Source organism: Wolbachia endosymbiont of Drosophila seguyi (assembly GCF_028981765.1).
GTDB classification, from domain to species: Bacteria; Pseudomonadota; Alphaproteobacteria; order Rickettsiales; family Anaplasmataceae; genus Wolbachia; species Wolbachia pipientis.
In genome coordinates this window covers 1-12062 of the sequence record NZ_JAPQLM010000195.1, presented here as the reverse complement: position 1 = coordinate 12062, position 12062 = coordinate 1, and the positions used below count along the sequence as shown (strand labels likewise).

The window sequence follows — 12062 nt, the reverse complement described above, 5'->3', positions numbered from 1 at the left end:
CTCACTCCAAAATTTCAGAAACAACACCAGAACCAACAGTTCTACCGCCTTCTCTTATCGCAAAACGCAATCCCTCATCCATTGCTATCGGTACTTGCAATTCTACTTCTACACTCACATTATCTCCTGGCATTACCATCTCCTTCCCATCTAGCAATTTTATGCTCCCAGTTACATCCGTTGTCCTTAAATAAAACTGTGGCTGGTAATTCGCAAAAAATGGTGTATGCCTTCCTCCTTCCTCTTTCTTTAATATATAAACCTCCGCCTTAAACTTTCTATGCGGTGTTATCGTCCCCGGTTTCGCTAATACTTGCCCTCTCTCCACTTCTTCTCTTTTTGTTCCTCTTAACAATATTCCTACATTGAGTCCTGCACTTCCCTTATCCAGCAACTTCTTAAACATCTCAACACCTGTGCATATCGTCTTTTGCGTCGCTTTCAGACCTATTATCTCTATCTCTTCTCCCGTCTTTATCTCTCCCTTCTCTATTCTTCCTGTTACCACTGTTCCTCGCCCCGATATCGAAAATACATCTTCGATTGGCAATAAAAATGGTAAATCCACAGGCCTTGGTGGAACCGCTACATATTCATCTAACTTTTCCATCAATTTATCTATTGATTTCTTTCCATATTCGCTGCTGTCATCCTCCAGCGCCTTGAGCGCTGAACCAACCACCACAGGCACTTCATCCCCTGGAAATCCGTATTTACTCAGTAATTCCCTCACTTCCATTTCTACTAAATCTATCATATCAGCATCAGCAACATCAGCTTTATTTATATACACTACGATATATCCAACACCTACCTGCTTCGCCAGCAATATATGCTCTCTCGTTTGTGGCATTGGCCCATCAACCCCCGACACTACCAATATCGCCGCATCCATCTGTGCTGCACCTACTATCATGTTCTTTACATAGTCAGCGTGTCCAGGACAATCAACGTGTCCATAATGCCTTTTCTCTGTCTGATACTCAACATGCGCTGTTGCTATCGTTATCCCCCTCTTCCTTTCTTCTGGCGCTTTGTCTATCTGATCGTACGCTACAAAATTTCCATAATGCTTCGTTATCGCCGCTGTTAACGTCGTCTTCCCATGATCCACATGTCCTATTGTTCCCACATTTACATGCGGCTTTCCAAATGCTTCCACTACTGCTGTCATAATTATTACCCTTAATTATACTCTAACTTTAACTCATCAACCACATATTGTGGCACTTGCTCATAACAAGAAAAATGCATACTATACTGCGCCCTTCCCTGAGACATAGAACGCAAAACGTTGATATAACCAAACATATTTACAAGAGGTACCGAAGCAGTAATTATTTTACTATTATTACCTAAATCGAGCATATCAGCAACATTTCCTCTTCTACTATTTATATCACCCATAACATCACCCATATATTCTTCAGGAGTAATGATTTCAACTTTCATTATAGGCTCCAGCATTTTTGGACCAGCTTTATTTGCCATCTCTTTAAAAGCACCTTTAGCAGCAAGTTCAAAAGCTAAAGGACTAGAATCAACCTCATGAAAAGCACCATCAAGAAGGGTAGCCTTAAAATCAATCAACGGAAATCCCGAAATTATACCACCTTCTTTTATCAACTCCAAGCCATTTTCTACCCCAGGAATATACTCTTTTGGAATAGCACCACCTACAATTTTACTTTCAAATTGAAACCCAGAACCAGGATCAAGAGGTTCAAATTTTATTTTAACCTTAGCAAACTGACCAGCTCCACCAGATTGTTTTTTATGAGTGTAATCAATTTCAACAGATTTAGTGATAGTTTCACGATATGCAACCTGAGGAGCACCGACGTTAGCCTCAACGTTAAATTCGCGCTTCATTCTATCAACAATAATCTCAAGATGGAGCTCACCCATGCCTTTCAATATAGTCTGGCCACTTTCCGCATTTACTGACATTCTCAAAGAAGGATCTTCTGCAACCAACCTATTTAGAGCAATACCTAATTTTTCCTGATCTGAAGTGGTTTTAGGTTCTACAGCAATTTCAATAACAGGCTCAGGAAATCCCATACGCTCCAATAATATAGGAAAATCAACAGAACATAAAGTATCTCCGGTGGTTGTTTTCTTTAGCCCAACTAAAGCAACTATATCTCCAGCCCTAGCCTCAGTTATATCTTCTCGGTTATTTGCATGCATAAGTAACATTCTGCCAATCCCTTCAGTTTCGTTTTTTAACGCATTTGAAACGGTAGATTTAGACTTTAATTTACCAGAATAAATACGGATAAACGTCAAGCTGCCTACAAATTTATCCGTCATCACTTTAAATGCAAGAGCAACAAATTTCTCTTTTTCTGAAGGTTTGACCTCAATTTTCTTTTCTGAATCTTTAGGATCAATTCCAACAATTACATCAACATCAATAGGAGAAGGTAAAAAGTCAACCACACCATCTAAAAGTGGTTGTACGCCTTTATTTTTAAAAGCTGATCCACATAACACAGGAACAAATTTTCCTTTAATGGTCCCATTTCTCACGCATTTTTTCAGTAAATCCACTGGCAGATCATTAGACTCAAAGTAAGTATTCATCGCTTCATCATCCATCTCAGCTGCAGCATCTAATAAAAGATTTCGATATTCTTGAGCCTTATCAAGCAAATCAGAAGGAATATCTTCATAAGAAAATTTAGCGCCCAACGTTTCTTCTTGCCATATAATGGCTTTCATAGAAATAAGGTCAATTATACCTTTGAAATCTTTCTCACTCCCTATTGGTAAATGAATAACTAAAGGTGCTGCACCAAGCTTCGTCTTTATCATATCAACACATCGATAAAAATTTGCCCCTATTCTATCCATCTTATTAACAAAGCAGATACGAGGAACGCTATATTTATCAGCTTGACGCCACACTGTCTCAGATTGAGGTTCAACTCCAGCAACTCCATCAAATACAGCAACTGCACCATCCAAAACCCTTAAAGATCTCTCAACTTCAATAGTGAAATCAACGTGACCAGGAGTGTCTATTATATTGACCCTATGATCATTCCAAAAACATGTTGTTGCAGCAGATGTGATTGTAATACCACGCTCTTTTTCCTGCTCCATCCAATCCATAGAAGCTGCACCATCGTGCACTTCACCAATTCTATTTTGCTTACCAGTATAAAATAAAATACGCTCTGTTGTGGTAGTCTTACCAGCATCTATGTGAGCCATTATCCCTATATTTCTGTATTTAGATATTCCAATTTCCATATCACAATTAATTAGCTAACATTAAAAACGAAGATGAGAAAATGCCTTATTAGCTTCAGCCATTTTATATTTTTCTTCGCACATCTTAAACGCACCACCGCGTTTATTATAAGCATCCAGTATTTCAGATTGCAAACAATCAACAGTGGTTTTTCCACTCTTTTTTCGGGCAGCAGAAGTTGCTTTAGCAATCCACCTTAACGCTAAAGAAACCGCTCTATCTTGTCGAACTTCCACAGGTACTTGATAAGTTGCACCACCAATGCGTCGAGAACGCACTTCTATAGAAGGAGTAACATTTCCTACTGCTGTCTCAAAAATTGATAACCCACCTTCGCCTATTTTCTTTTCAGCTAAAGACAAAGCGTCATAGATAATCTTTTCTGCAGTAGATTTTTTACCACATTTCATGATTGTATTAATGAAACGCATCAGCAAAACACTGCCGTAACGCGAATCAGGACTTATTTCTCTTTTTTTTGCTTTATTCCGACGAGCCATAAACTTTAACCAGATTTCTTTACACCATATTTTGAACGAGCTTTCTTTCGATTTTGCACACCACGCAGATCAAGGGCACCTCTTATTATGTGATAACGCACACCTGGCAAATCTTTCACCCGCCCACCACGTATCAAAACAACAGAGTGTTCTTGTAAATTATGACCTTCACCAGGTATATAAGCCGTCACTTCACCATACCCACTAATTTTTACTCTGGCTACTTTACGGAGTGCTGAGTTAGGCTTTCTAGGAGTTGTAGTATACACCTTAGTGCAAACACCTCTCCTTTGAGGGTTGCTTTCTCCCAAAGCTGGTACCTTTTTCTTATGGGTCAATCCTAATCTACCCTTACGTATTAATTGATTTATCGTAGGCATATGTTATAAACTCAAGCTCATTAAAATAACTAAGTTTTTAGTTATAAAATAATAAACCTCAATAGTCAATATAAAAATAAACATTACTACTCTAATAATTAAGCTCAACTGCCTTGAAAGCCATCAGTAGACTTCTTGCACTACCTCCCAAGCCACAACTGTCATTCAGTAGAAACGAAAAAACTTACTTGACACCCTTCGCCAGCCCCATTATCATGGTACTGGGGGTATTCATTTATCTTCAATCTGTGCAGATTAAATGACAACAGTATTACGTAATTGGCGTCTTATTTTTAATTTTTTGCACTATGCACACTTTACTTCTTCACAACATTTCTGGGTTTTTACCTATATAAGCTGAAACGCGCTTATAAAGCGTTTAAGACAGTATAGTACGCCAATTTGCAGGATTAGAGAGTGACAACTAGCTAATACGGGATATCTTTTGCCTTTTTTTTGCTTAGTAAATTTCTTAAACATTTAAACTAAGGTGAGTTGCATTTAAAAGCAGCTAAATTGCAGTGTTTAAGACTTAAAAAACGCCAATACTGAAAATAGACAATGACTAGGGCTTCTTTTGCCTTTTTTTTTGCTTGGTAAATTTCTTAATATTTATGGCAACATGAACTGGGCAGGAAGGTGTCATTCCAGTGCTTGACACTGGAATCCAGTTTTCCATATAATCTCATCGAAAATGTTGTAACCACTTTCTGTGCTAGTTTGCTTGCTTACAAGCAAACTTTTCTGGATCTCAGTGTCTGGGCACTGGGATGACAGGGGAGGGAGGCTACTTGGATGACACCATTCTTTTTCCTGGATCCAAGTAGTCAGGGCACTGGGATGACAGGAGAAGGTACTAGGATGACACCCTGACCTCGTCGTCCCGCTACGTGTTAGCGGAATCTAGAGATACCGTGACGGTATGACGTAAAGCTCGCATTAGCTATACTTTTATGCTCACCAACTTAGCTGGATCCAAGTAGTCAAGCTACTTGGATCTGCAAATTGCAATGTTCGTACAGCTGCGTGCTTGACACTGGGATTTAGCGCAGCTACCCTAAACTGGAAGCTCATCTTGCTATTTTTGGCTGAAAGAAACATATTTTTAGAATAATGAAAACAATCAGCACTTTAATTCAAGAAGGATCGGAGTTATTATCGTCACATAAAGTTGAATCACCACATTTAGATTGTGAAATCATCATGCAGCACGTACTTGGAGTGGAAAGATCATTTATAATTGTGAACCATGCTGATCAAGTGCCGATGGAGAAAGAACTTTTATTTTGGAAATTAACAAAAAAAAGAGCGGAAAGATATCCAATATCGCAAATAATAGGTAATCGTGAATTCTGGAGTAAAAATTTTATAGTTAACCAGCATGTTTTAGATCCAAGGCCAGATAGTGAAACAATAATCCTAGCAGTGTTAAAATATTACCCAAACAAAAAACAGAAACTAAAAATTGCAGATTTTGGTACAGGCACAGGTTGTTTATTGATATCCGTACTTAGTGAGTATGAATATGCTGTTGGCGTCGGTTTTGAAAAAAACTTGGAAGCATATAAAGTTGCCTATCAGAACACAAAAAAACATGATCTTCTCAGCAGAGCCAAAATATTTCCAAGTTCGTGGACAGAGTGCAGAGGTTCATTCGATCTTATAATCAGTAATCCTCCATATATTAAAAGAAGCAAATTGAAAGACTTGCAAGCTGAAGTGCAAAAGGAACCAAGAATTGCCCTTGATGGTGGTATTGATGGTTTGAGCTGTTACTTGAGCATTTTTCCAATATTGAGAAAGTGCCTTAAAAAAAATGGGTTTGCGATATTGGAGATAGGTGAAGATCAAAGCAATATTGACAAAATAATCCCCTCATACGAATTAGCTTTTCAGGAATATGTATATGACTTAGCGGGAATGAAGAGATGCATTGTTGTGAAAAGAACATAGCTAATGTTTTTTTGCCTTCATCCCATATTATCCTATATCATCCCAGTACCCTCTACCTAGTCATCCAAGTAGCGTGACTACTTGGATCTATATTTAACTAGATCCTATGGTCAAGCCATAGGACGACAGGAACGGTTTTATGCATTTTTTAAAGGGCAACATGTTTAAGCTTTGCTGGCAAAATGGAAAGTAAGACCAGCCTCTATACCGTGTGTGTGAAATAGTTGATTACCTATATTTATTTCCTCAGTTACTTTGCTACCTGAGCTAGGATTAAGCTTCTTTTTTTTATCATTATTAGGGTCGTCTACCACTTGTCCTAACCTTTTTGCTGTAAGCTTAATATCGCTACCAATAGCACCAAAACCTCTATATCCGATATGCATATTTACATCTTCGTTTATGCGATAGTCAAAGCCAGCTTTTAATTGACCTGCGGGTCTTATTGACGGTTTTTCAAACATCGTCATTCTTGTTGCACCGATCCCAATACCAACGTAAGGAGAAAAAGAGAAACGGTCACTTTTCCAATGATGATAAACATTTGCCATTACAGATATGTTCTCAATTTGGTCATGACTAACTGCAGCACTATAGAGATAAGTTTCTTTATCAGGATCCTCACCAGTCTCCTTTAGGTATGAAACAGTTATTTGGCTACTTGTTAAACCAATATTATCCACTTTTACAGAAGAATACATCCCTTCCAATTCAGCCCTATAGCTGTTGTTACCCAATTCCCCTGTGTAACCAAATGCCACATTTGCAGCAAAAGGTGGATTATAATCTCCTTTATACTCACTTAGTGACTGACCTTCTGTGTTCTGAGCACCCCTGTCATTTATAGACAAATTTTTGATACCTGTAGTGCTTGTTTTTAGTACGCTTGTGTTATTTAAATATTGACCGTAATACCCACTACCAAAGTAAAACCCTTCTGTTTCACTTGCAAAAGATTGTTGTGACAACAATAAAGCAAATGCTGTAACCGCTAATGTTTTTTTACTAATCATTACTACTCCCCTAGTTAAAATAGCTAATCTAATACTAATTAATTAAAAATGGTTTAATATGAAAAACCTAATTATTTGCATAACTTGCACTTTTCTGAGCTAAAAATAGGCAAAGTTAACCTTACTTCTCGTCATTTTTTAATTTATCCTCATCTTCAAATTCATCCTCCTCTTCTTCGTCATCAAACCCATCATCGCTCCTATCCTCATCTTCCTCGTCATCATCTTCAAACTTATCGTCGATATCTTCGCCTGCAAATTCATCTGATTCATCATATACTGCATCTTCGGTTTTAGTTTCAGCAGGATAATCAACTGAATTAGGTCCCTCAAGAACATTATTCCCCTCGTTATTAACCTTATCTTTGCTCGCAGCGGCAGAAAGAACTTTGTTTGGGTCATATGGTTCTTGTGTAGGCACACGAGTTTGTTTGAGCAGCCTTCTTGTGAAGGTGGTATCACTGTAGTACAAAATTTTCTTTGATTTAATTGGGTAAGTCGACTCTATTAAAATTATCTGATCGTCACGTGGCAACATAATAACTTCTTGAGGCAATAGCAATGCTCTCTGTATTTCAGAGATATGTAATGACCTTGAAGCAGGATTTAAATCTAAAAATTTAGGCTTATTCAACGATTCTTGTTGTACAGTTTTGTTTCCTATAAGTTGCGATATTAAATTAGCTGTTTCAATATTATTGGCTGCAAAAGTTATTCTGTAAGTCGAGTTTGACAAAAAGGAGTTCATCCCTGCTTCTTCGTATATTCCTTTGAGCTGCTCAGTATCTTGAACAATTAAGAATAACCTAACTCGATAACCACGAAAATATGCAATACCTGTTTGAAATTGCTCCATTTTTCCAAGTGTAGGAAACTCATCCATTAAAAACAATACGCCATAAGGCTCGTCATCCGATGGCAATTTTCTACATAAAAACTCAGTTGCCTGTTGGTAAAAAACCTGCATTAAAGGCCTGAGCCTAGTCAAGTTGTCAGGAGTTAAACCAACATAAACTGTAATTTTCTTCTTTTTAAAATCTAGAATATTAAAATCACTTGACGCAGTTGCAGTATCAATCAATGGGTTTACCCACAATTCAAGTGATGAGTTCATGGTTGATACAACACCTGACCTTTCTTTATCAGCTTTTTGTAAAAAAGCTGCAATGTTCATATATGCTACAGGGTGTAGTATTTTACCCATTGTATCAAGAGCAACAGCAAGATTATAAACCACGTCATCACTACGCATCGTACGCACAACTTCACCAAAAGATTTAACTTTCTCTGGTGCAGCAAGTAAGTATAATACCACTCCAACAAATAAGCTTCTTGCTTCATTCTGCCAAAAGTCTTGTTCAGGCATGATTAGGTTAGCTATTTTCTGCACATCGTCAACCATCTGCCCAGGTTTTTCACTAATCCATTGTAATGGATTGTAACAGTGACTTATTCCATCTGGCTGCGCTGGATTCCATACGTATACTTTTTGTCCTTGTCGTTCTCGCCAACCACTTGTTATTTCATAGTTTTCTAATTTTATGTCGTGTACAATTACCGAGTCAGTCCAAAATAATAAATTAGGAATTACAAAGCCAACACCCTTACCAGAACCTGTAGGTGCAAATAACAATGCATGCTGAAACCTATCAGAAATGAAGTATCCTCTTTTATCTTTACCAAGCAATAATCCCTTTTTGCTTCTTAATCCTGCTTTTCGTATGTCTTTCTCTGATGCCCACTGCGAATCTCCATGAAGTGATTCCTTCTTTTTAAATGGTCGCCACTCAATTATCCTTTCTCTTAAATTCCATAAGATAATCATTAAAACAATGATAGGCAGTGCAGAAGATATAATTAATGTGATTTTGAGCTCAAGGCTATATAACTCTGGATGATGCCAACAATATTGTATATGATCAAAAATCGTTGGCCAAAGAGCTTGAGGGAAAGGCGTCAAACTAGGATTAATTGCCTTAAAATCCACAGCATCCGGACCATCAGCAAACAGAACAAACAATATACCAGATAGATAGAAGCAAAACTCAAGTACGCTAAAAGCTACTACACCTCCTATGAGAATATTACGTAGGTGATTTCTATTACTCATAAACTACTCTTCCTTAACTTATGTATAAATTTAAGCATTTTCGCTCGCAGATCTAGTAAATAATATCTCAGAAATGCTTCTTTTGCCCCCACCGGTTCTTTTTAGCTGAATAACAATATCAATCACATTTCTAATGTATGGTATAATTTGGTCTGGAGGAATGCCAAGGTTTGCTTGCATAACCATCAGTTTTATTTGCTCAAGGGCCATTGTTGGACTATCCGCATGAAGGGTTGATATTGATCCAGGGTGACCAGTATTTATCGCCCTAAGAAAACTAAAAGCTTCCGCTCCACGGAGCTCACCAACTATTATTCTGTCTGGCCTTAAACGTAAGCACGCTTCTATCAAATCTTGAGTGGTTACTTTTGCTCTGCCCTGCCCTCCTTTAGAGGCAATTAGATGGACTTTATTGGGATGATCGTTCAAAACGATTTCCCTTGCATCCTCAACAGTAATAATTCTTTCCTCATCTGGAATAGCACGCAAAGTAGCATTAGTAAAAGTAGTCTTACCAGTGGAAGTTCCACCACTAATTATAATATTTTTCTTACTTATTACAGCGTATTCTAAAAACTCTTTTATTTTTTTTTGCCTTAACAATAAATCCAAATGACGGTCAACTGGATTATCAGTTGCTTCTGTAACAGTTTCAGAAAAAGCCCCCATTTTTTCGTAATCATCGAGTGCTAACTGCATGCTAGAAGGCTTACGAATCGACATGACTACTTTATCAGGTTCACATGCTGGCGGAAATACTATCTGTATACGATAACCATTTGGTAATGTTGCCGAAAGTAACGGCGCTTCTTCGCTAAGTTTTTGTTCTGTAGCTTGAGCAATCAGTCTGCCAAGAGATTTCAAATGGTTAAGATCGAATACTTCTAATTTTTCACACCTTATTTCACCGCGATTTTCAATCCATACTTCCTTTGGCTTATTTATTGATATTTCATTTACGCCTTCTTCTTGAAATATGCCTTGTAATGGCTCCAAATATGTATCAAGTGCAGCATAGTTCATTTCATTGATTTAATATTGCCTGTGGAGGAAATACTATATCTTGGTTAACAAATACTTTCAATGCAGTGCCTTGATCAACATAAATAGTTGGTTTTTTATCTGTATATCTGCTCACTACATCCCGCATATCTTTAGAAAAATCCTCGATTGATTTCCCGATTGCTTCATCATAAACAGACTTGCTTTTTCTTTGAATTTGTTCTAACAGTTGATTTACAATTTCCAGGCTTATATTTACCTCGTCTTCTTCAATTCCTAGTGCTTTTGCTATTTCCTCTTTCATTATTTTTAGTAAATCTTGTCTGCTTTTGGCACTCCGAATTCTTCCGATAGCCCCAAGGCCTAATTTCCATTTGTCACTAGATATCTTCTTTTCTGGGTCAATAATGAGTTGGAGAGAAGAAAAATCTATTTCGGTTGCAGTGATAGACTTTACTGCATCTCTGACAGTTAGCGTATCAACAAGATTAGAAGCCTTTTGCCCTATAACAGCAGAACCAATCGAAACACCAGCAAGTGTCACCGAAGAGAATACCGCACTTACTATTTTGTTATCAACTATTCCTGCTATTCCTGCTCTACCAAGCTCGTCAGTACTAAGTGATGAGATTGCAATATCTATTCCATGTGGCAGAATCACTCTATTCCAGTTTATATTTACACGAGATTTAGCAACATTCGAGTCAAATGAATAACTGCCTATCAATCTTGAGCCTTTAGGTATTAAAACTGTATCACCAGTTTCTGCATAAACATCTCTACTCACCATAGCACGCAGCATTCCTTGCAGATCAGAGTTTATTGCAGTTTCAAGAACAGCATCAATAATTTTACCTTGAGTAATCATTAAACCAAGCTTTCCTACTCTGGTAGCTTTGCTCGATTGTGCTGAAGTGTCGGATAAAATAGCATCAGCAGCCTTGTTCTCTCCACTACCACCTGAAATTGTCAACATCTGTGCACTACGTCTGTCTCTAGGATAACCGCCACCCCCTATTGTAGGAAACGAGGTAGGTAAATTGCCCATAACATTACTAGAAGGAAAATTTTGCTTTGGCAAAATAGGTATATTTGACACAGGAGTTTCTTTTGGTTTCTCTTCTTCTTTTTTCATCACTTCTTCTTTTCTAATTTGTTTTATTTCTGGTATGATTAGTGGTGTAGGAAGAGGAGGTAAGGGTGGTAAGGGATCAGTTATTATTCTTTCAGGAACCATTACATTATCTGGAACTTGTTCCAACTTTCCTTTCAATTCTTGAACGTTTTGCTTTGTTTCCTCTTTTTTAATAACTTCTGAACCCTCTTTAGGAGAAGGACTAAAATAGAGATAATACACTCCACCAGCCAGAAGCACTAAAATAATGACCATCAATGCCCTATGACCTTGATTAGAGCCAACTGTTACTACCTTATTCTCTATTTCTGATTCATCTTCTGAATTGTTACGCCTTTCTTTATTCATATTGCATGTACCACAGCTAAAGTGACCTATTTATAATTTCAACTTCACCATCTTCATAACGCATAAATAGCTTTTTATGTACTCCTTTTATTATAACATAATCATCAAATAACAGCCTTTTACAAGGTTTATCCTCCCCTTCTGCAAAAACCTGAGGTATTTTATTATTATTTCTAAATTTTAAATAGGTTAAATAACCATCATCAAATAACTCGATCGGAACTATATCCGCATTACCACCTTCATCAATATATGTATAATTGTACTTCGTATCATTTTCTTGTATTATTTTTTCTAGCTTGTCTGTAGTATATTGCATTTGAGTAGGTAAAGAAACCTCATCTAAATCAACATCAAAT

General features: G+C 37.4%; 10 protein-coding genes. 1 reads left to right on the top strand and 9 read right to left on the bottom strand.

The features are described from left to right. Position 1 precedes the first annotated feature (1 nt). Genes tuf through rpsL form a run of 4 tightly spaced genes read right to left on the bottom strand, consistent with a single transcriptional unit; the run spans position 2 to position 4142 of the window. The gene (tuf, locus tag OZD62_RS05950) at positions 2-1174 is read right to left on the bottom strand and encodes an elongation factor Tu (RefSeq protein ID WP_275019655.1); all 1173 of its coding nucleotides are present in this window, start codon (positions 1172-1174) and stop codon (positions 2-4) included. Between the two features lie 11 nt (positions 1175-1185). Further along, complete coding sequence (gene fusA, locus OZD62_RS05945; protein ID WP_275019654.1) at positions 1186-3261, bottom strand: elongation factor G; 2076 nt, start codon at positions 3259-3261, stop codon at positions 1186-1188. 21 nt (positions 3262-3282) lie between these two features. Next, positions 3283-3762: a 30S ribosomal protein S7 gene (gene rpsG, locus OZD62_RS05940; protein ID WP_007549313.1), complete on the bottom strand. Its 480-nt coding sequence runs from the start codon at positions 3760-3762 to the stop codon at positions 3283-3285. A 5-nt stretch (positions 3763-3767) separates the two neighbouring features. Further along, the gene (rpsL, locus tag OZD62_RS05935) at positions 3768-4142 is read right to left on the bottom strand and encodes a 30S ribosomal protein S12 (RefSeq protein ID WP_006279787.1); all 375 of its coding nucleotides are present in this window, start codon (positions 4140-4142) and stop codon (positions 3768-3770) included. A gap of 1113 nt (positions 4143-5255) precedes the next feature. Between rpsL and prmC the strand changes: the two genes are divergently transcribed. After that, positions 5256-6095 carry a peptide chain release factor N(5)-glutamine methyltransferase gene (prmC, locus tag OZD62_RS05930; protein WP_275019653.1) on the top strand — a complete coding sequence of 280 codons (840 nt, stop codon included), beginning with the start codon at positions 5256-5258 and terminating at the stop codon, positions 6093-6095. A 164-nt stretch (positions 6096-6259) separates the two neighbouring features. Here the strand turns inward: prmC and OZD62_RS05925 are convergent, their stop codons facing one another. The 5 genes from OZD62_RS05925 to OZD62_RS05905 all read right to left on the bottom strand — a co-directional run. After that, positions 6260-7108, bottom strand: a complete 849-nt coding sequence (locus OZD62_RS05925; protein ID WP_010962304.1) for a P44/Msp2 family outer membrane protein — start codon at positions 7106-7108, stop codon at positions 6260-6262. Positions 7109-7229: 121 nt separating this feature from the next. Further along, positions 7230-9218, bottom strand: coding sequence for a type IV secretory system conjugative DNA transfer family protein (locus OZD62_RS05920; protein WP_275019652.1), 1989 nt, complete (start codon positions 9216-9218; stop codon positions 7230-7232). Between the two features lie 30 nt (positions 9219-9248). Beyond that, positions 9249-10241 carry a P-type DNA transfer ATPase VirB11 gene (gene virB11 / locus OZD62_RS05915; RefSeq protein ID WP_010962302.1) on the bottom strand — a complete coding sequence of 331 codons (993 nt, stop codon included), beginning with the start codon at positions 10239-10241 and terminating at the stop codon, positions 9249-9251. 1 nt (position 10242) lies between these two features. Further along, on the bottom strand, positions 10243-11703 hold the full coding sequence (locus OZD62_RS05910) for a TrbI/VirB10 family protein (protein ID WP_275019651.1): 1461 nt from the start codon (positions 11701-11703) through the stop codon (positions 10243-10245). Positions 11704-11719: 16 nt separating this feature from the next. Further along, positions 11720-12062: TrbG/VirB9 family P-type conjugative transfer protein (locus OZD62_RS05905; RefSeq protein ID WP_275019650.1), on the bottom strand; the 343-nt coding region annotated here is incomplete at its 5' end.

Excerpts from the sequence above, each read along its gene's own strand:
- tuf (WP_275019655.1), bottom strand. The coding sequence starts at position 1,174 with ATGACAGCAGTAGTGGAAGCATTTGGAAAGCCGCATGTAAATGTGGGA.
- virB11 (WP_010962302.1), bottom strand. The coding sequence starts at position 10,241 with ATGAACTATGCTGCACTTGATACATATTTGGAGCCATTACAAGGCATA.
- OZD62_RS05925 (WP_010962304.1), bottom strand. The coding sequence starts at position 7,108 with ATGATTAGTAAAAAAACATTAGCGGTTACAGCATTTGCTTTATTGTTG.
- fusA (WP_275019654.1), bottom strand. The coding sequence starts at position 3,261 with ATGGAAATTGGAATATCTAAATACAGAAATATAGGGATAATGGCTCAC.
- OZD62_RS05910 (WP_275019651.1), bottom strand. The coding sequence starts at position 11,703 with ATGAATAAAGAAAGGCGTAACAATTCAGAAGATGAATCAGAAATAGAG.
- rpsG (WP_007549313.1), bottom strand. The coding sequence starts at position 3,762 with ATGGCTCGTCGGAATAAAGCAAAAAAAAGAGAAATAAGTCCTGATTCG.
- prmC (WP_275019653.1), top strand. The coding sequence starts at position 5,256 with ATGAAAACAATCAGCACTTTAATTCAAGAAGGATCGGAGTTATTATCG.
- OZD62_RS05920 (WP_275019652.1), bottom strand. The coding sequence starts at position 9,218 with ATGAGTAATAGAAATCACCTACGTAATATTCTCATAGGAGGTGTAGTA.
- rpsL (WP_006279787.1), bottom strand. The coding sequence starts at position 4,142 with ATGCCTACGATAAATCAATTAATACGTAAGGGTAGATTAGGATTGACC.